At 46.8% G+C, this 20,609-nt stretch carries 18 protein-coding genes; 17 read left to right on the top strand and 1 reads right to left on the bottom strand.

Annotation, left to right across the window (positions count from 1 at the left end; genetic code table 11):
- The first annotated feature begins 11 nt into the window (after positions 1-11).
- The 10 genes from I2H74_RS11120 (at position 12) to I2H74_RS11075 (ending at position 12,742) form a co-directional block, all read left to right on the top strand.
- On the top strand, positions 12-1,976 hold the full coding sequence (locus I2H74_RS11120) for a DHH family phosphoesterase (RefSeq protein ID WP_195574003.1): 1,965 nt from the start codon (positions 12-14) through the stop codon (positions 1,974-1,976).
- On the top strand, positions 1,973-2,416 hold the full coding sequence (gene rplI, locus I2H74_RS11115; protein ID WP_195574002.1) for a 50S ribosomal protein L9: 444 nt from the start codon (positions 1,973-1,975) through the stop codon (positions 2,414-2,416). The genes I2H74_RS11120 and rplI overlap by 4 nt, the downstream gene beginning before the upstream one ends.
- Position 2,417: 1 nt before the next feature.
- The gene (dnaB, locus tag I2H74_RS11110; RefSeq protein WP_195574001.1) at positions 2,418-3,770 is read left to right on the top strand and encodes a replicative DNA helicase; all 1,353 of its coding nucleotides are present in this window, start codon (positions 2,418-2,420) and stop codon (positions 3,768-3,770) included.
- A 312-nt stretch (positions 3,771-4,082) separates the two neighbouring features.
- Positions 4,083-4,871, top strand: coding sequence for a spore coat protein (locus I2H74_RS11105; RefSeq protein ID WP_195574000.1), 789 nt, complete (start codon positions 4,083-4,085; stop codon positions 4,869-4,871).
- 542 nt (positions 4,872-5,413) lie between these two features.
- Positions 5,414-6,940 carry a peptidoglycan DD-metalloendopeptidase family protein gene (locus I2H74_RS11100; protein WP_195573999.1) on the top strand — a complete coding sequence of 509 codons (1,527 nt, stop codon included), beginning with the start codon at positions 5,414-5,416 and terminating at the stop codon, positions 6,938-6,940.
- Between the two features lie 243 nt (positions 6,941-7,183).
- On the top strand, positions 7,184-7,909 hold the full coding sequence (gene yycF / locus I2H74_RS11095; protein WP_195573998.1) for a response regulator YycF: 726 nt from the start codon (positions 7,184-7,186) through the stop codon (positions 7,907-7,909).
- Complete coding sequence (gene walK / locus I2H74_RS11090) at positions 7,909-9,789, top strand: cell wall metabolism sensor histidine kinase WalK (RefSeq protein ID WP_195574090.1); 1,881 nt, start codon at positions 7,909-7,911, stop codon at positions 9,787-9,789. The genes yycF and walK overlap by 1 nt, the downstream gene beginning before the upstream one ends.
- Complete coding sequence (locus tag I2H74_RS11085) at positions 9,786-11,150, top strand: YycH family regulatory protein (RefSeq protein WP_195573997.1); 1,365 nt, start codon at positions 9,786-9,788, stop codon at positions 11,148-11,150. The genes walK and I2H74_RS11085 overlap by 4 nt, the downstream gene beginning before the upstream one ends.
- A gap of 18 nt (positions 11,151-11,168) precedes the next feature.
- Entirely contained in the window at positions 11,169-11,915 is a 747-nt protein-coding gene (gene yycI, locus I2H74_RS11080) for a two-component system regulatory protein YycI (protein WP_195573996.1), read from the top strand.
- The gene (locus I2H74_RS11075; RefSeq protein ID WP_195573995.1) at positions 11,912-12,742 is read left to right on the top strand and encodes an MBL fold metallo-hydrolase; all 831 of its coding nucleotides are present in this window, start codon (positions 11,912-11,914) and stop codon (positions 12,740-12,742) included. The genes yycI and I2H74_RS11075 overlap by 4 nt, the downstream gene beginning before the upstream one ends.
- Here the strand turns inward: I2H74_RS11075 and I2H74_RS11070 are convergent.
- Positions 12,687-12,917: a hypothetical protein gene (locus I2H74_RS11070; RefSeq protein ID WP_195574089.1), complete on the bottom strand. Its 231-nt coding sequence runs from the start codon at positions 12,915-12,917 to the stop codon at positions 12,687-12,689. The two genes, I2H74_RS11075 and I2H74_RS11070, sit on opposite strands and share 56 nt — an antisense overlap.
- A 315-nt stretch (positions 12,918-13,232) precedes the next feature.
- Here I2H74_RS11070 and I2H74_RS11065 point away from each other — a divergent pair, with 315 nt between their 5' ends.
- The 7 genes from I2H74_RS11065 to I2H74_RS11035 all read left to right on the top strand — a co-directional run bounded on the left by I2H74_RS11065 (position 13,233) and on the right by I2H74_RS11035 (position 20,258).
- A complete protein-coding gene (locus tag I2H74_RS11065; protein ID WP_324254049.1) occupies positions 13,233-14,459 on the top strand; it encodes a S1C family serine protease in 1,227 nt (408 codons plus the stop codon).
- Positions 14,460-14,574: 115 nt separating this feature from the next.
- Positions 14,575-14,748 (top strand): CxxH/CxxC protein, encoded by a 174-nt coding sequence (locus I2H74_RS11060; RefSeq protein ID WP_195573993.1) that lies wholly within the window; start codon positions 14,575-14,577, stop codon positions 14,746-14,748.
- Between the two features lie 260 nt (positions 14,749-15,008).
- Entirely contained in the window at positions 15,009-15,566 is a 558-nt protein-coding gene (locus I2H74_RS11055) for a hypothetical protein (protein WP_229106555.1), read from the top strand.
- A 464-nt stretch (positions 15,567-16,030) separates the two neighbouring features.
- Positions 16,031-16,900: an aminoglycoside 6-adenylyltransferase gene (locus I2H74_RS11050; RefSeq protein ID WP_195573992.1), complete on the top strand. Its 870-nt coding sequence runs from the start codon at positions 16,031-16,033 to the stop codon at positions 16,898-16,900.
- Between the two features lie 241 nt (positions 16,901-17,141).
- The gene (gene rlmH, locus I2H74_RS11045; RefSeq protein ID WP_195573991.1) at positions 17,142-17,621 is read left to right on the top strand and encodes a 23S rRNA (pseudouridine(1915)-N(3))-methyltransferase RlmH; all 480 of its coding nucleotides are present in this window, start codon (positions 17,142-17,144) and stop codon (positions 17,619-17,621) included.
- Positions 17,622-18,006: 385 nt separating this feature from the next.
- On the top strand, positions 18,007-18,660 hold the full coding sequence (locus I2H74_RS11040) for a hypothetical protein (RefSeq protein ID WP_195573990.1): 654 nt from the start codon (positions 18,007-18,009) through the stop codon (positions 18,658-18,660).
- A gap of 215 nt (positions 18,661-18,875) precedes the next feature.
- Positions 18,876-20,258 carry an ATP-binding protein gene (locus I2H74_RS11035; RefSeq protein WP_195573989.1) on the top strand — a complete coding sequence of 461 codons (1,383 nt, stop codon included), beginning with the start codon at positions 18,876-18,878 and terminating at the stop codon, positions 20,256-20,258.
- Positions 20,259-20,609 lie beyond the last annotated feature (351 nt).

Below are 20,609 nucleotides of genomic sequence, written 5' to 3'. Positions count from 1 at the left end.
GTGATTGATCTATGCCAAAATCATGGTTTCATCGATGGTATGCCAAGCACACGATGTGGATGCTTGTTGCCATATTGCTGCTTACCATCGTGCTATCCTTCTACAATTGGATGTTAGGCTTGCTTGGTGTCGTTGCGCTCATTGTGCTGATTGGGATTGCTCTGTCAGCGGAGCGCAACTTTCGCAAGGAGCTCGAATCATACCTGACCACGCTTGGCCTTCGGGTGAAGCGGGCAGGAGAAGAGGCTTTGCTTGATCTCCCCTATGGGATTCTGCTGTATAGCGACCAGGGGAAGGTCGAATGGCACAATCAGTATTTAATGGAGCTGCTTGGTCAGGAACGATTGCTGGGCGAGAAGGTCAATGCACTTTTTCCTTCATTACTCGCAGCAGGCAAGGATCGTCCGGAATCCATCCAGCTTTCTTTTGGAGAGCGTACCATTCAAGCTAACCTGGATTATGAAGAAAGACTGATCATCTTCATGGACGTCACGGAGATGGTTTCTGTGAAGCAGCGTTATGAAGATGAAAGGCTCGCGGTAGGCATCGTCGTTCTCGACAACCTTGAGGAGTCGATGCAGGGGCTTGATGATCAGCAGAGAGCTGCGCTGCTTGCGAAGGCGACTTCGCACTTAACCGTATGGGCGAGCGAGAATGGAATCTTAATGAAGCGCCTATCTTCTGAGCGCCAATTCATGGTGATGCATGCGGAAACGCTTCGCAAGCTGGAACAGGACCGATTTGTCATCTTGGATGAGATCCGGGAGATGACGATGGATAATAAGCTTCCGGTGACGCTTAGTATGGGATTTGCCGCTGAAGCCGACTCGGTCATGGAGCTTGGTCAGCTCTCGCAGGCAAGCTTAGATATCGCGCTTGGACGCGGCGGTGACCAGGTGGCCGTTCGAGTAGGGCAGCGATTGTCCTTCTATGGAGGCAAATCGAATGCGGTGGAAAAACGCACGCGAGTTCGCGCGCGCGTCATTGCCCATGCCCTGCGCAACTTTATACAGCAAAGTGACGCGGTATTCATTATGGGTCACCGCACGCCTGATACAGACAGCGTCGGAGCTGCCATCGGCGTGCTGCATGCGTGCCGGCTGCTTGAAGTAGAGGCTTATATCGTACTGGAGGAGAGCAATCCATCCATTGATCGCCTGGTGGCGATGCTGAAGAAGGATGAACTGCTTTGGTCACGATTTATTAGCCGCAACGAGGCGCTTGAGATGGTGACTGAGGACAGCCTGGTGGTCGTTGTGGATACGCACAAGGCTTCGCTTGTTGAAGAGCCACGCCTCCTGCAGGCGAGTAATCGCAAGGTTATTATCGATCACCATCGCCGAGGCGAGGAATTCATTTCGGACGCGGTGCTCGTTTATCTAGAGCCATATGCTTCATCTGCATGCGAGCTTGTAACAGAGCTCCTGCAGTATATTCATACGCGTACACAGCTAAGCGTTCTGGAATCGACCTGCATGCTTGCAGGGATAACCGTTGATACGAAGCACTTTACGCTACGTACGGGCTCTAGAACGTTCGATGCAGCAAGCTTCCTGCGTCGTCACGGCGCAGACCCTGCGATCGTTCAGAAGATGCTTAAGGAAGATCTGGAGGAGTATATACAGAAGGCAGAGGTCATAAGACATACAGAAATGGTGTATGACCACATTGCCATAGCCGTGACGGAGCCAGGACGTAAATTTTCACAGTTGCTCATTGCTCAGGTAGCTGATACGCTGTTAAATATGACAGGCGTGCTGGCTTCGTTCGTGATTAGTGAGCGACCAGACGGAAATATCGGGATTAGCGCCCGCTCACTAGGACAGATCAATGTTCAAGTCATTATGGAGCGCCTCGGTGGAGGCGGTCATTTGACGAATGCCGCCGTACAGCTTCCAACGACATTGGAAGAGGCGGAGACGAAGCTGAAGCAGGTGCTTGCCGAAATAGATGCAGAAGAGGGGTTATTCGAATGAAAGTCATCTTTTTGCAGGATGTTAAAGGACAAGGAAAAAAAGGACAAATAAAAGAAGTATCCGAAGGATATGGAAATAACTTTTTGATTAAAAATGGTCTTGCTCGCCCGGCTACAGAGGGCAATATGAAGACTTTGGAGCAGCAGAAGAAGTCGGAAGAGAAGAAGAAAGAGCAAGAGAAGCTTGATGCTGAAAAGCTCGCAGCTAAGCTAGGCGAAACAACAGTGGAAGTGAAGACGAAGGCTGGCGAAGGCGGCAGATTGTTCGGTGCCGTGACATCGAAGCAGATCGCAGAAGCACTTGCGAAGATCGGCATGAAGATCGACAAGCGCAAGATCGAGCTGAATGAGCCGATTCGCTCGCTTGGCTATACAAATGTAGAAGTAAAGCTTCATCCTGACGTGCGCGGTACACTGAAGGTTCATGTAACGGAGGAGTAAGATGAACGAGGCATTTGTCGATCGTATTCCCCCTCAGAACCAAGAAGCCGAGCAGGCCGTTCTCGGTGCGATTCTGCTGCAATCGGAAGCACTGATTACGGCGATGGAGCGGGTTCAGGTCGAGGACTTCTATCTTCCTGGCCATCAGCATATCTTCGAGGCGATGATTGAGCTTAATGAGGAGAATCAACCGATTGACCTGATTACGCTGACGTCTCATCTTCAGGATAAGAAGCTGCTGGATGAGGTTGGCGGTGTCTCTTACCTCGCAAGACTTGCGAATGCGGTGCCTACGGCCGCAAACGTGGATTACTACGCTCAAATCATTGAAGAGAAATCCATGCTCCGACGCCTGATCCGCACTGCGACTCAGATCGTAACGGAAAGCTATGCGGGTGACGATGATGTCGGTGCCCTACTAAGCGATGCGGAGCGAAAAATTCTTGAGATCTCCAACCAACGTTCATCAAGCGGCTTTATTGCGATTAAAGATGTCTTGATGGAAGTATATGAAAAGGTGGAGCATCTCAACGAGAATCAAGGCGGAACGACAGGGATTCCATCTGGCTTCCATGATCTTGATAAGATGACCGCCGGCTTCCAGCGAAGCGACCTTATCATTGTTGCAGCCCGTCCTTCCGTTGGTAAGACGGCGTTCGCCCTCAACATCGCACAGAATGTTGGCGTTCGCGCGAAAGAAACGGTTGCGATCTTTAGTCTTGAGATGAGTGCTGCGCAGCTTGTTCAGCGTATGATTTGTGCAGAGTCCAATGTAGATGCGACAAGGCTTCGTACAGGCTCCCTTGAGGATGACGATTGGGAGAAGCTAACGATGTCCATCGCTTCCTTATCGGAAGCGGAGATCTATATCGATGATACGCCAGGCGTTACGGTGGCGGATATCCGTGCGAAGTGCCGCCGCTTGAAAAAGGAACGTGGCCTCGGCATGATTCTCATCGATTACTTGCAGCTCATTCATGGACGCGGCAAGGCTGGAGAGAGCCGTCAGCAGGAGGTCTCGGAGATTTCTCGTACGCTGAAGCAGATTGCGCGTGAGCTTGAGGTTCCTGTTATTGCCCTGTCCCAGCTAAGCCGGGGGGTAGAGCAGCGTCAAGACAAGCGCCCGATGATGTCTGACCTTCGGGAATCCGGTTCGATCGAGCAGGATGCCGATATCGTAGCCTTCCTTTACCGGGATGACTACTACGATAAGGAATCCGAGAAGAAGAACATCATTGAGATTATTATCGCGAAGCAGCGTAATGGTCCGGTTGGCACGGTTGAGCTTGTGTTCTTGAAAAACTTCAATAAGTTCGTAAGCTATGAACGAGCGCATGACCCGCAGGCCGGTTGATTTTGTGGAATTTTGAACTTATTTATATTTAGATGAAAAGGAAGCGTCTGATCTCTTTAAGAGATGGGGCGCTTTTTTTGTCTATCTTATTGATTTACTTCTAGTGCATGAGTCTTTTCTTAGGATAACTTCCGATCATGTGGTCTCCCTCCCTATTCATCTGTCAATGATGCCTGTGGTGTTCCAGTATTATGATGCTCTAATAGCGCGCATCACGAACTCTATGACGGTGCATGAATCTCGCAGAACGGGCAATAATGGGAAATAGAATGGATGGGTGAAATACGCAGGCAAGAGGAGGGACATACCCGCATGAAATGGTTAATCCAAATGTGCAGGACGGTTGCGATCATATCGGTCACGGCTGTCATTTCTAGTATGCTGACGATGGGAACGACTGCGATCGTAGTCGATCGATATATTCAAAGCGCACTAGATCAATTTCATATTCCGATTGAGAGAGAACCGCTCACCGCTATGAATCTATGGAGCACGCTGCTAGGCACAGGAAAGGGCAAGTCTCCCAGCGGCCAATCATCGAAGACTAACACAGATTCTTTATCCCCTGACAAAGGCACGGAGAACAGCGGCAAGGTTGAGGCATCCGATGATGGCGAGGATGGTTCACTTCCGGTATGGGGCAACGTGACTGAAGATGAACAAGCAGCACAAGGCTCTTCAAATGATGAACTTGTCATGACACCAGAGGAATGGACGAAGAATAAGGACCAGCTTCCTCAGGATAAAAAGAATGAAATCTTTAGCGCCTTGATGAAAAAGCTGCCGCAGGAGGATTGGCAGCGCATCTCCACCTTGATGGAGGACGGGCTGACATCAAGCGAGCTGACAGAAGTGGAGCAGATCTTAGCGAAGCATCTTAATGATGAGGAATACAAGCAAATGCGAGATATGCTGACGGGATCGAGCGGTACAGGTGAGACTGGTGCGGGAACTCCTATTGGTGAAGGAGGGGCAGACTCTACAGAACGAAACGCTGGAACCAACTCAGGAGAAGCGGATTCCAATGAAACACCATCACCTGATTTCAGTGAGAATCGCACGGACTCTTCGGTCTCAACCGATACACCTCCCTCTAACTGACAGAGCCATAAGATAGAAGGACTCTTGGGAAAAGCGAGACTACCCTAAAAGGTTAAACTGGGTATAGCCCTGCTTTATAAGGAATTGGACTGGGATAACGCAACCTCTTTGTGATGAATAAGATTCAGAGTTCAATCGTTTTTCGTAAAGCTGCCCTAAGAATGATTCTTCGATCATCGAGGGCATGTTCATACAATCCATTGCATATGGTCCTTCATTTGTTGTGCTGTCGGCAACATTTGTAGAACCTCCTACATATAAAAATCCTTTTTGATGGTCATCGCTGTCTTCCATGATAGTGAATGACATCGGAGGGATTTTTTTAGTGATTGGAAAGGTTTATGGGCATAATGAAGGAGGGAAAAGGAGAATATTGTTCGTTAATATGTCGAATCTCCACGAATGGGTGATAGTTGCATCGAAGAAACGACTTATGATAGAGTAAAAAAGGTAACAAAATATTAATAAATCAAACATTGTACATGTATCGATATCATTATATTTATGCACAAATGAAGTGTAATAGGTAAAGGAGAAGAAACATGGAACGTTCCGATGAGCACCTTCAGGAAGAAGGTAAGAATTCGCAGCCTTCCAACCGTTGGAATAAGCTGCTCTCTGCTTGGCGTAGCAAGGCTGCCACTGCATCGGCGATGCACTGGGTGCGGCAGTCCCGCAAGCAGATTCTCATGAGCGTTGGCGGAGTCGTCATCATTACCGCGGCTGCTTGGGGCGGTAACGCTTATGTACATGCCAATACCGTAGAATATCTCGAAGTATATAAAGGAGATCAGTTGATTGGTACGGTCTCCAGCCAAGAGGACTTGAATAAGCTTTATGAAGTGCGCCTTCAAGCCATGAATGAAAAATACCCGAATGTTCATATGAAGATTGATACGTCTGTCATCCGTACGGTGGATGCAGCTAAGTTCAAGGAAGTACCAGAGACCGAAGAGACGCTGAAGAAGCTCGAGACGATGATTCCTGCTTATGCTGAAGGTGTTGAGCTTAAGGTTAATGATCTGGTGGTTGGAGTTGTAAAAGACCAAGATACCGCGGACAAGCTGCTTTTGCAGGTTCAGGAGTTGTATAATCCGGATACGAAAAAAGGAAAAGAAGTAAAGACGCTGTCGGCTAATACTCGATCTAATAACGCAACCAAGGTGATGTCTCGAGTAGAGTCCGTATCACTGCGTGAACGTGTCGCCATGACGGAGAAGGATACCGATCCGAACAAGGTATTAACGGAAGAAGAAGCGATGCAAATGCTGACGAAGGGCAAGGAGAAGATCTTCGAATATACCGTCCAGAAGGGTGATACGGTGTATTCCATCGCGAAAGAGCACAACGTAGCGATGGAGACGATTTATAAGAATAATCCTGATGTGCAGGAGCAGTATCTGCAAATTGGGCAGAAGCTTAATCTAACCGAGAGCAAGCCGCTTCTTACCGTGAAGACGGTTGAGACTTATACAGAGTTTCTCGTGACAGAGCCGCAAAAGGAAATTCGCTATGACGATTCCATGCGTTCTGGTGAAGTGAAGGTCGTTCGCGAAGGCAAACAGGGCATGAAGCGCATGACGTACAAGCTTACGAAGGATAACGGCAATCTCACGAAGGAAGAATGGATCGATCAAGAGGTGATTACACCTGCAGTGTCGAAGATCGTCATTCAAGGCACAAAGGTCGTTAATGGTGAAGGTACCGGCTCCTTTGCTTATCCTGTGAGCGGTGCGACTCTGACAAGCGGCTTTGGCGAGCGCTGGGGACGGATGCACAAAGGGATTGACCTTGTTTCCTCCGATCGGACGATTATGGCTGCTGATGATGGCGTCGTAGTCTTTGCCGGCGTGAAAAACGGCTATGGCAATACGATCATTATTAATCATCGCAACGGCTACAAGACGCTGTATGGCCATTTGAATTCCATCGACGTGAATGTCGGCGATATTGTGGAAAAGGGTCAGGCCATCGCAGTGATGGGCAATACCGGCGATTCTACAGGAACGCATCTTCACTTTGAGATTCATAAAGACGATGTAATTCAGAACCCACTTAAATATTTATAAACGTTTATGGAGCAGGGGAAACAAAAGCCCCTGCTTTTTTGTGTTCTTCTTTTTGTGCTTACTTGGTTTATTGTGACGTTATCCAATCATAGAAGAGATATAAGCAGTATAGGCGAAAAAGATGGCAGGAGTATGGCCGTTGATAAGATTGGACAGCGAAGGTGTCCAACGTTTACTATCAGGATATCGAGACAAGTATGATAAAATAGAGAGATATATGGAAACTTTAGTGAGGTGAAGTTCATGTTCGGCAAAATATTGGTCGTAGACGATGAACAACCAATTGCAGATATTTTAAAATTCAATCTTGAAAAAGAAGGCTATGAAGTGATTTGCGCCTTTGACGGCGGCGCAGCGGTGGAGCTTGCCCTTAAGGAGAAGCCGGATCTGATGCTGCTTGATCTGATGCTTCCAGTGAAGGACGGCATGGATGTATGTCGTGAGGTGCGTCAGCATCTCCATATGCCGATTATTATGCTGACCGCGAAGGATACGGAGCTCGACAAGGTGCTGGGGCTTGAGATGGGAGCGGATGATTACGTCACGAAGCCTTTCAGTACAAGAGAGCTGCTGGCAAGAGTAAAGGCGCATTTGCGCCGCCAGCAGAAGCATGCTTCAACGAGCGAGGAAGAGGCTTCAGCGCCAGAGAAGCAGGGCATACGCCTGCATGAGCTGCTAATTGATACAGACATGTATATCGTATATAAAAATGGCGAGGCGCTTGATCTCACCCACCGCGAGTTCGAGCTGCTGCATTATCTTGTGCGCCATAGCGGCAAGGTGATGACTCGCGAGCATTTGCTTCAAGCGGTATGGGGATACGAGTACTTTGGCGACGTTCGGACCGTAGACGTTACGATCCGCCGACTTCGCGAGAAGATCGAGGATGATCCGAGCAAGCCTGAATATATTATTACCCGCCGAGGACTTGGATATCTCATGATGAATCCAAAAAGCGGAGGGCTATGATGACAGCCTGGATCAACCGTTTTCTGCGCACGATCCAAGCGAAGCTCATTATTATCTATGTGCTGCTTATTTTAATCGCCATGCAGCTAATTGGGGTATACTTCGTCAGCACGATGAAGCATACCTTGACGAATAATTTCACCAATGACTTGCAGATGACGGCAAACTTTGTATTAACATATGCCGAGCAGAAGCTAAAGGGTGAAGAAGAGATTGATAGTGAAGGCTCGCTGGAAGACTTGGAAGCGATCGTTCGCAACTTGTTCAACATGAATGGGGTCGAGATTCAGATCTTGGATGCGACAGGCAAGGTGCTGATCACTTCCGTTCAAGCCCATTCGGATTATATTGGGCGCAAGAATACCGAGATGGTCGTGAACCGGGCGCTTCAAGGCATTCGAGACAATGAAGAGGTCATTATTGACGAGGAAAATGTACGGAAAAAGGTGCTTGCGAAGCCGATATCGTCCGGTACCAAGATCGTTGGAGCGATATATGTCGTCGCGTCCATGAAGGATCTGTATACGACCATTGAGGACATCAATAAAATCTTCCTGTCCGGGATGGTCATTGCATTAGGACTTACGGCATTGCTGGGCGTGATTCTTGCCCACACTATTACCCAGCCGATCAAGAATATTACGAGACAGGCAACGAGAGTAGCCGAAGGGAACTTCGAAGGCCAGGTGCCTGTGCTCGGCAATGATGAGATCGGCCAGCTGAGCGAAGCGTTCAATGACATGACAAGGCGCTTGCAGGAGGCGCTTAGCGTTAATGAGGAGGAAAAGGAGAAGCTTGCTTCAGTCGTCACCAATATGAGTGACGGTGTTATCGCGGCAGACGAGAATGGACGCGTTATCCTCATTAACCGCCGGGCGAGCGTAATGCTTGGCAAGCGGGCACAGGATTGCGAGAACAAGCAGATGGCGGATCTGCTTGGCGTCGAGCCTTGGAAGCTGGAGGAGCGGATGCAGGACAAGATAAACTGGATGCTGCTTCCGTTCCACTATACGGAGGGCGACTCGGAGCCGCATGAGACGATTCTGCGCGTCACCTTCACCCCGATTCATCGCCGGGGTGAAGGCATTACAGGGACGATCGTCGTCCTTCAGGACGTGACGGAGCAGGAGAAGCTGGATCAGTCTCGCCGGGAATTCGTGGCGAATGTATCCCATGAGCTCCGCACGCCGCTTACGACAATTAAGAGCTATGCAGAGGCGCTCGAGGATGGAGCGCTTGAGGAGCAGCAGCTTGCCGGACGCTTCGTCGGTGTTATCCGCAATGAGACGGAGCGCATGATTCGGCTCGTTACGGATCTGCTTCACCTCTCCAGGCTAGATTCCAAGCAAGCCAAGCTTCGCATGAAGCCAATCGATGTATCGGAGCTGCTGGATGAGGTGGTAGACCGCTTCTCTTTCCAGATGCAGAGCAAGCAGATTAAGGTGGATGTCAATGTGGAAGAAGGGGTTGGACAAGCACTGATGGATCGGGATCAGATCGATCAGGTGCTGGATAATTTGGTGTCCAACGCCCTGAAATATACCAGCGAGGGCGGCCGTGTAATGCTGACCGCTGCGCTGACGGAGGATCATCACTTCGTGTCGATTACCGTTCAGGATACCGGTATCGGCATTCCGAAGAAGGATCTGGAGCGAATCTTCGAGCGATTCTATCGTGTCGATAAGGGCCGCTCAAGAAATATGGGCGGCACGGGACTCGGTCTATCGATTGCCCGGGAAATGGTTCTCGCCCATGGCGGCAGCATTGTCATGGACTCTGAGCTCAATGAAGGCACGAGTGTGACCTTTACTCTTCCGGCTAGGGGAGAGGGCTTGCTTGGAGAAGAGACTGCACAGGAAGGAAGTGAAGCTGGCGCATGATGGAGCGTATAAAATCATGGGTACTGACGTTTCTTGTCGCCTTAAGCTTGATTCAGAGCTTCTTTCTGTCCTATAACATGCCGAAATTTGATGCAGTCGAGCGGTCCTCAAGCGAGTACTTGAAGCCGAATCCTTCCGGACCGGATGAGAAGGTGGAGAATCTGGTCTATCCCGAGCAGCTTATTCTTCATCTAGGCAATAACGAGCATGCTGTCATGTATCCGAACATGACCTTCTTCAACATCGTGATGAAGCGACTCGAAGGGCGTTCCTACGATGGCTTCCAGGCAAAGCCCGTTCACACCATGGATTGGAAGAAGATACGTGAGGAGCGGGAAGGGATTGAGCTTCGCTACAATACGGCCATTCCAGTGAAGCTGTTAAAGAAGGTTCTTCCGATCCAGGAGAGTGCGTCCTTTGAATCGGAGAGCATCTCGCGCATCTGGATCTTTGCCGCTGATGAAACGAATGAAGCGCGTGTATTTTTCTTTACAGCGGATGGAGATAACGTGTACGAGTCGACAGGCGCAGACTTAACGGTGCAGGACGTAAGACAGCATGTGGAGTTTGGACGTTCCTGGTATCGGTACAAGTTGGTAAACGATACATTCTATGTACCGATCGACCCCTATGAGATGGTGAACGTCACGCTGCCGTACACCCTGTATACACCTGAGCAGATGCAGAGCAGCTTGTTCTTTGACCCGACCTTAACGAAGATCATTCAGGAGACGGATGGGTCTAAGATCTATACGGACGGGAAGCGGGGCTTGCAGATCCATAGCGATCAGCGCTGGGTGACCTATTCGGATGCAACTGCACCGGGTGAAGGCCGCAATGATCCGACGAGTGATGTGGCGACAGCCGTCAGCTTTATGAACCAGCGTGGAGGCTGGAACGGCAGCTACCGTCTAGCGGAGATTTTGGATAACCGCAGCCTTATATCGGATATCGGCAGCACGATCAATCAGCAGAACACGCTCATTTTCCAGCAGTATTGGGGCTCGTACCCGATTGTGAGCACGAACCAATTCCAATTCGGCTATTTGCAGGTGACGATGCAGCAGGGCATGGTGACGAACTTTGAACGTTCACTTGTTCAGCTTGATTCGCACGGGATTGATAAGGAGCTTCGTCAGCTGGCAGGCGGTGATCTTCTGATCAATACATTAAAAGAAATGAACCGGATTGCAGATATTGTTGAACTGGACCCTGCCTATAAGCCTATTTTGAAAAAAGATAAAATTGAGCTCGTTCCGGTATGGCAGATCTCCTATCGTGACGGAACGTCAGAACTGCTGAGGCTGTATGCCGAGGATAAGCAGGATCAGGAGCTAGGCACAACCCATGAGCAGGAATAGAAGGGAGGATGGTGTTGGATGGATTGGAGTCGGGCGAAGAGCGTATTGATCTATGCCTTCTTGCTTCTTAATGTCGTGCTTGGCTATCAGCTGTGGCAGGATGTCCAGGATCGTTTGACGACACAGTTGGACTGGACGTCGCTGTCTGAGGACGCAAAGCAGATGAAGGAAGCGAAGAAGATCGAGATTATGGCTAAGATTCCATCGGAGACGCCATCTCTCCGAGACATTTCGTACAAGGTGATTGAGAATCAGCAGGCGATCGTTCCTCTTAAGGAAGCAGAGGACAGCAAGTATATCTATATGTCCCAACGGGACTTTATCGATGCATTGGGTGATGAGATTAATCATCTGGAGCAATATCGCCATGATATGGCGATTACGGAGGATGGGGTATTCGTTCTTCATCAGCAATTAACGAATGGGCTTCCCCTGTTCGAAGTCAAGCTGAAGCTGTATTATGAGAATCAGAAGATTACGGCATACATGCAGCAATACGTGGAAGCAGAGGAATCGAGGGAGCTTGAGGATCAGAAGATTATCACAGCTTCACAGGCTTTGGGGAGCGTTATTATGAATCATCTGCCGGTCGGTTCCATCGTGCGGGATATTCAGCTTGGCTATCACGGTCAGCTGTTCGATACGGATACGCAAGTCGCATCACCGACATGGCGCATTATGCTGGAGAGCGGAGACATCTATTATGTCAATGCGATCAGCGGCTCGGTGGAGCATGTGCAGGGAGAGAAGGAGAAGGAAGCATGAGTTTACGATTTACAGTATTGTCTAGCGGTTCAACGGGGAACGCAACGGTGATTCAAAATGAGGATGCCACCCTCATGATCGATGCCGGCTTAAGCTGCAAGCGAGTCGACCAATTGCTTGAGGAGCAAGGACTGTCAGGTTCGCAGATCGATGGAATTCTGGTCACCCATGAGCACTCCGATCACATTAAAGGACTTGGTGCTTTCTCTAGAAAGCATCAGGTTCCGATCTATGCAAATGAGAAGACATGGGAAGCCCTTGAGAAGCATATTGGTGATATAGCAGAGGAACATCGCATTGTGATGCAGACAGGGGAGGCGAGGGACTTTGGAGACCTTCGAGTAGAGTCATTTGGCATATCCCACGATGCTGCAGAGCCGGTGGCCTATAACTTCTTTGAAGGGGACACCAAGCTTAGTGTCGCAACAGACCTCGGCTATGTCAGCGATAAAGTGCGCGACCAATTGCAGGATGCCAATGTGATGGTGTTCGAATCGAATCATGATGTCGAGATGCTTCGCATGGGGCGCTATCCATGGAACATTAAGCGCCGGATCCTTGGCGACCTTGGGCATTTATCCAATGAAGATGCGGGTAATGCATTATGCGACGTGGCAACCGGCAATACCCGCCGTGTCTACTTGGCTCATCTCAGCCGAGAGCATAATCAGGTGGACCTCGCTCGCATGAGCGTGCAGGGCGCCATGGAGGATCGAGGCTACTTCTTCAAGGAAACGGAGCTTCAGCTTCGTGATACGTATTACGATCGTCCTACTCCATGGGATACGGTTCGGGAGAAGACGAAAATTCATTCGTTAAGTGAATAAAGGTATCGAGCTCAGACGCTTTGCTGGAGATGTCATCCTTCGTAATGACGCCCTTCTCAACAAGAAGCTCCATTAGGGTAGATACGGCTAGTGTAAGGCGGTATTGATCATTTTTCAGGTCGGCAATCTTGCCAATTAAATCAATCTCAGCCCAAGTTGGGGATATGCGTTCCATCATTAACAGCTCCTCTACTCATTGATTCTAGGAAAATGGGACTCTATTAAGCATTCTTATGATAGAATATGTGAAAGATTTCAAATCTATGACTGTTCATGACTGTCCAAGTAGCAACATATGCATTATTATTTAGTATATCCTATGGGCAATATTGCATTCCGATTGAAGAAAAATAGATTTCGCCAAGTCATGAAAGGCTTGCGATGAGATAGAGTGGCATTACAGCATGAGATGGCGCACGGTGGATCTTTTACGTCAAATGACAAGATCCGAACCTTAGGCGTTCTGCTGGGCTGAGAGGAGATGGAGCGGGTGAGTCTGTTTGAGGATGATTTTTACTCCCCTAAGGTACCGAAGCGGCATAAGCGGGAATGGTTGAACAAAGCAAAGGTCCCGCGGCGCAAATGGCAGAGGTGGAAGCTTCCCTTCTCATCGTCACGGGGAATGACGATTGTATTGGTGGCAGCGGCAACGGCAGTGCTGAGTTCTCTGCTTACATTGGCCATTGTTCTGCCATGGACAGAGTCGGGCGAGTCCGTACAGGCTGCAGGCGATCCGTATGAGCGAATTGTCGAGGCAGCAGACAAGGTGAGCCCAACGGTCGTTAGTATCGTGAACAAACAGAAGGATGCATCAGATAAATTGGCTACCCCAGAGGAGGCAGCTCTTGGGTCAGGCATTATTTTTAAGCAAGAGGACGGAAAGGCTTACGTGATTACCAACGAGCATGTGGTTCAAGGTGCGGATCTGCTTGAGATTGTGTTAGCCAATGGTTCACGGAAGAATGCCGAGCTTGTGGGAAAAGATAAGATTACCGACATAGCTGTGCTTCGCATGGATGGTGCCGGTATTACGGAAGTGGCGGAAATAGGCGACTCCTCTAAGCTTCGGCGCGGAGAGACTGTTATCGCGATTGGCAACCCACTTGGCTTTGGTGATTCCCTCACAGCAGGCATCATCAGCTACACCAACCGTAAAATCCCCGTATCCCTCAATCAGGACGGCGTATATGATTGGGAGCAGCTCGTTATTCAGACCGATGCTGCGATTAATGAAGGGAACAGCGGCGGTGCGCTTGTAGACTTAAGCGGTCGTGTCATTGGCATCAACACGATGAAGGTGGCGACGACGGGTGTTGAAGGGCTGGGCTTTGCGATTCCTACCAATGAAGTGATGTCCATCGTCGATCAGATTATGGAGCATGGCAAGATCGTTCGCCCTTATCTCGGCGTATACACGATCGATCTGGATAATCCGTATGCTCCTATTACCGATGAGCAGCGTGAGGATCTAGAGCTGCCATCCACCGTTAAGCATGGGGTGATTGTTCTGGAGGCAACGGGACCTGCGGAGGCAGGCGGACTTAAGTTGAATGATGTCATTGTCCGTCTGGACGATACCGATGTGACATCGACTTTAGATCTTCGCAAGTATTTGTACGAAGAGAAGAAGGTTGGGGAGACGATGGAGGTTGTCTTTTATCGTGATGGGAAGAGAATGACCTCATCGGTTACCTTAACGGATAAGCCGGAGTCGTAATGGAGCATAAATGAAGTAAGGCGGTCAAGGACTTGATGGAAATCCGCGCATCAGGTACAGTAAACGTATAGTCGATGCAATAACAGCAAGAAGGGCATGAGAAAGAGGGAACGTCATGTACGTAGTATGCAAAGAACATATTGAGCTTGCGATTGATAAGTTTGTAGATGAATATGAGGATGCGCCGGATGTGGTGAATCTCGATGAGCAGCAGTTCAGCGATTGGGAGCGTCCGATCAAGTGCTGCATGAAGGATTGCCAAGAAGAAGCGCAATTCCTCGTTGTATAAGTGAATCAGAGTAGAACGAACAAGGCTGTGGATAAGTTCCGCAGTCTTGTTTTTCTTTGTCGAAGTCTTTTTTTGTGGATATCTAATAGGATGGTGAAAAATAAAGTTATGCACATGTGGATAGCGGCTCCTTGATGATGGGTAATTCACAAAGATCGGTCTCTAGATGTAGATAACATTCGTTCAGAGGAGGAGGTAAAGGACAGGCCTAGGCACGTACAATAAAGGGAGCTAGGAAACGGATCGTGGAGGAGATAAATATGAACGTGGTGCAGCGAATCATTCAATTTGCCACTCGGCACTTTGGGGATGGTCGATTGGCTGATCAAGAGGATATTGATTATCAGTGGCCTGCGCAAGGCTTCCCTATTGTCAGTATAAGAAGCAACAAGGGATATTCGAGACAGCGGGGGCTTGTGAAGCCGAAGGTTGCCGTTGGATTGATTGCCTTTGGCGATATTGCAATCGGGTTAATCGCTGGGGGAGCGATTAGTATCGGATTGATTTCCATTGGAGCCATCTCCTTTGGACTCTGGCTTGCATTGGGTGCTGTTGCGGGAGGTCCTGGTTTAGCCGCAGGCGCAGTCGCTATTGCGGGAGAGATTGCGCTAGGAGCGGTTGCGATTGCCAACTGGGCAGCTGGAGCCGTAGCGATCGGAACAAAGGCGATTGGGGCAGTGGCAATTGGACAATGGGCGCTAGGGATTGTAAGCATTGGGGAGTATGTGCTTGGACTTGTCGCCATAGGAAAGAGCGGATTTGGCCTGATTCCGATCGTCGGTGATTTGTGGCGATGGGTTGGACAATGGTTTGATTGAGCGTTGAAGACATGATAATGAATTATGGCTTACGATCAGTAAATTGAACGTGTAGAGCCTAGAATAGGTTTATGAGGGTTGGCAGCTCGTTTCATTATTCCTTTTCATAGTGAGGGAGTTTCTTCTAGTTAAGATGGAGATTCACTTGCTTATGGACTGGAGTGATGGGACGGGCTTTTTTATGTATGGTTTTATGTTCGGAATGTTGAGGATAGGGTCACGTGAAAAGGAGATGAGGCAGAGGCACATAGTTAGCTTTGGATAAAAAACAGATCAGACCGGTCAGACAGCTGATTATGATAGAACGTAAGGATAGGTTCTTGCTTTTTAATTGACCATTGGTCATGTAAGATTGGCTTACTTTTGTCTTCGTTCTCGCACCTCCTTTTGAAAAACAAGGCACTTCTAGTGTATGTTGAAAGAGTATCTATCAAATGATTCGAATTCATGGGGAGGTTGGAAGGATGAGAAGCAAGCAAGAGATGATGGAACTGGTGCTTCGCGTTGCAAGAGAAGACGAGCGTGTTCGTGCTGTCGGAATGAATGGCTCCCGAACGAATCCGAATGTGCCGAGGGATATGTTTCAGGACTATGATATCGTGTACTTGGTTACGGATATGGAATCATTTATTCAGGATCCGCACTGGATCGATGTGTTTGGGGAACGGCTGATCATGCAGATGCCAGAAGCGATGTCGATGTTTCCGCCTGATCTCGGCCGCTGGTTCTCGTACTTGATGCTGTTCGAGGATGGCAATCGAATCGATATGATCCTGATTCCAATCGAGGAGAAGGAAACATATCTTCAAGACGATAAGCTTACGGTCATCCTGATGGATAAGGATCAGGCCTTGCCGGAAATTCCGCCTCCAACGGATGAGGATTATTGGGTAAAGCGGCCATCCGCTGCAATTTTCGCAGATTGCTGCAATGAATTCTGGTGGGTATGTACATATGTGGCTAAGGGCTTATGGCGTCAAGAAATACTGTTTGCACAGGAGCATCTCCATTCGATCGTTCGTCCGATGCTGATGAAGATGCTGAGCTGGAAGGTTGGTATTGAAACGGACTTTTCCTTAAGTGTAGGGAAATGTGGGAAATATCTGAAAACCTATATGACCGACGAAGCTTGGAATAAGCTTATGGCTACTTATCCGAATGGCACTTATGATGGCGTATGGAATGCGTTGTTCACCATGTGTGGGCTATTCCGGGAAACGGCGCTGTTTGTGGCGGATAAGCTGGGATTCGAGTATCCGATAGAAGATGATCGAAAAGTAACCGGTTATTTGGAGCGTGTAAGGAAGCTGCCATCGAATGCGACGGAGATGTAGGAGAATGAAGAGAGCTTTGGCTGCTCGAGAGGATGGTAGATGATTCCTCTAGTGTGGGCAAGGCTTTTTTATTATGCATTTGAAGCAGTATGAAAGCGCAGCACCACATAGCTTAGCAAGTACAGTATTGCGTATAATAATGAGATAGATGAAAGATAAGATGGCTGCCTGCGGATATTGCTTCATAACGTGGTCATAGGGATCAAAGGAATCCGCAATATGAATGAATTGAGGTCTATAAATGTTTATACAAATAGTTGGCGTAGGAAAATTAAAAGAAAAATATTTGGTACAGGGGATTGCGGAGTACAGCAAGCGGCTTGCTCCTTTTGTGAAGTTTCAAGTGATTGAAGTGCCGGATGAGAAGGCACCCGAGAATATGAGTGATGCGGAGCTGCTTCAGGTGCAGGAGCGGGAGGGCGAGCGAATCCTGCCCCATATTAAGCCAGGTGCGCATGTCGTGGCTTTAGCGATCGACGGCAAGCTCTGGTCTAGCGAGGAGCTGGCCGAGCATCTGGACAAGCTCAGCACCTATGGAACGAGCCATGTGGTATTCGTCATTGGCGGTTCCGTTGGGCTGTCGCCAGCCGTTCTGAGCCGCGCACAGTCGAAGCTCAGCTTCGGCCGCATGACCCTGCCGCACCAGCTGATGCGGCTTGTGCTCGTGGAACAGATCTATCGGGCAGTGAAGATAAATCGGGGGGAGCCTTATCATAAGTAGGGCGAAAAATAATGTAAATGGGAACATGTGTAATTGTTGAGAAGGCTTGGAATAGTGTGATTTCGCGGCTCTATGACCTTTGGTTTTCGGGTTTTTTCTTATGAGTAAAATCGGGGCATTCGTCTATAATTTTCCATAATGTGATATAATAAGTGGATATATGAGGGATATCGGAGTTCAAGAATATGGATAAGTCTGAAATGTTTTAGAAAATTTTAAGTGATATTTTCATGGAACTGCTGAGAGCATTCGAAAGTTAGTATTCGTCAGATGGAGACGAGAGTTGAAAGAATGAATACAGAGAAAAAATCTATGCATATTATGTAGTTCTATCGTGTATTGCTTGTTGACTTAAAAAATATTATAGAAAACAACAGAGGGCCTTATGATGAACTGCGATGGATGTGGTAAAGAAGTTAAAGATGAATTCACATGGTGCCCATATTGCTCTAAACATTTGGGTAATAAGGACTTCAGTATGAATATTGCAAATTTCGGAGATCACAATATCAATATTGGTGGGAGCAACAGTGCACAGCAAAAAATATATATCAATAAGCATATTCAAAGTAGTAAAAGGGAGGTTGAGTATGCAGATCGTTACGACCAAAGAGTTTTAGGTGGTGTAAAAGGGTATAAAAAGAAGTTTGAAATCTCCGCAGTAATTTCTGTAGTATCAGGTATCATTACGATACAACAATACTTTATGACTTCACCAGTAATATCGCTATTCCTTATGCTAACGGTAGGATCAGTCTACTATAGTTACAGTTCTTTTGAGAGTTACAAGAGCTTACGTGATAAAGGAATTGTTGTTAAGGAAGGGGCGGTAGTTTTGGAGGAGGATGAGGGAGAAGTATATACAGTAAGAAAATATGGAATTTGTCCAATTTGTAATGGAAAAGTCTATATTGATAGATACCCGAACTCGAAGTCCAAAAGACGTTTTGGCAGATGCCAAAACAATCAAGATCATCTCTATACTTATGATCATACTATTGATAAGGGGGAACTTATTAAGGCAACTTATCATGAGTGAGGTATCTTTGAAGAAAGCTTCTTTCACATGAGTTGCCTTAATTCCAATGACCTGAACCGTATTATAAGTAACGGAGAAAAAATTGGGTTGAGGAACTAGCATGGGAATTGGGAATGTTACCCATCACTTTTCATGTTGAAATACGGTATATGGGTAATTTTATTTTTTTTATTGATTGAGTAAATATATTATTTGATGCTAAAGGTGGAGTGCTTATGAAAACAAAGGAAATTTCTATCGAGGAAGCTATAGCTTATTGTGAAAAGCAGGAGGGATACTTTTATGATAAAAAAGCATTGGAAATTCAACCGAGAAAGTTAGAAAAACATGCTGTTGCATTTGCAAATTCAGATGGAGGGGAGCTTGTTATTGGTATTGTGGATGATTCAGATGAGCAAGATGCTCTTAAACGCTGGAATGGAGCAAGTGATATGGAGGATTTTAATGGTATTATTCAAAGCCTAATAAATTTATCTCCATCTATCAACTTCAAGTATAATTTTTTAAAGTGTGTCAAATTGAACGGATTGGTATTAATTTTAACAATTGAAAAAGGAAATCAAGTCCACAAAACTTCTGATGATTGTGTTTATGTTCGGTCGAATGCATCCTCCATGCAGGTTAAGGATCCATCAAAAATTCAAGAACTCGCGTTTGCAAAAGGAACATCTTCCTATGAGGATGAGTTGGTTAAATCAACTCAACTAGAAAAAGTAGTAGAGTCAAATGCCATAAAATACTTTCTTGAACAAATTCCCACTAAATCTGATTCGTTAGATTATGTAGTAAATGAAAATTTGACAAATATAAAAGATTTTTATCCAAGAGTTGCAGGGATTCTGCTATTTAGTGATAATCCTTCGGCTAACTTACCAAGGAAGTGTGCTGTTAAGATAGCTCGTTATGAAACAAGGGATGATAATCCAGAAAGAGATCATCTCAAAGATTCATATACACTAGAAGGACCACTATACAACTTAATCTATGATTCAGTAGCGAAGGTTGCAGAAATAATGTCAGGAATCCAAATTTGGACTGTGGATGGATTGAAATCAGTAAATTATCCACCAGAGGCTGTACATGAAATTATTGCAAATGCAATAATTCATCGAGATTATTCAATTTCGGATGATGTACAAATAAAATTATTTAATGATCGAATAGAGGTACTTAGTCCAGGAAGACTCCCAGGTTACATAACTGTTGAAAACATACTGGACTCTCGATTTTCAAGAAACACCAAAATAGTAAGAACCTTAAACAGATATAATAAAGCACCGAACAAAGATATGGGAGAAGGTTTAAATACTGCATTTCAAAAGATGAAAGAGTGGAGACTAAAAAGTCCGCAAATAATGGAAGAGGAAAATTTTGTTCGTGTAATTATCCCACATACATCTTTAGCTAGTCCTGAACAAACAGTACTAGAGTTTTTAGATAAGAATGATATGATTCAGAATAGGCAAGCAAGGGAATTAACTGGTATCAGATCAGAGAATACGATGAAGAATGTATTCTATAAGTTGAGAGATGAGGGGCTAATTGAGCGAGTGCCTCATTTGGATGGTCCTAACTCTGCTTGGAGAAAAACCCAATAACTTCTATACCTCCAAATGAGGACATTTCAAAAGGTGCCCTCATTTTGGGGTTTTTTATTGTAAATAAATACTGTGGTTTTCAATGATTGTTGTAAAAATATATTAAGAATCTTTATGTAAATCAAGACTGAGTTTTAACTTCTAAAGTAATAAGAGATAATCGGATATAGTTGCTTACAAATGGGCTGAATAATTAATATAAAGCATGAAATTATGTCTTGTAATTATTTTAATAATGATTACTTACTAATAAATAAGAAATTTCGCCGTTAGAGCGATACGGAGAACCGTATCATAAGTAGGGCGAAATATTTGGGGGTAACTGCTACATAGCGTGATAAGCCCAGAGCC

This window comes from Paenibacillus sp. 1001270B_150601_E10, assembly GCF_015558675.1.
Taxonomy (GTDB): domain Bacteria; phylum Bacillota; class Bacilli; order Paenibacillales; family Paenibacillaceae; genus Paenibacillus_B.
This window is presented reverse-complemented; position numbering and strand designations above follow the sequence as displayed.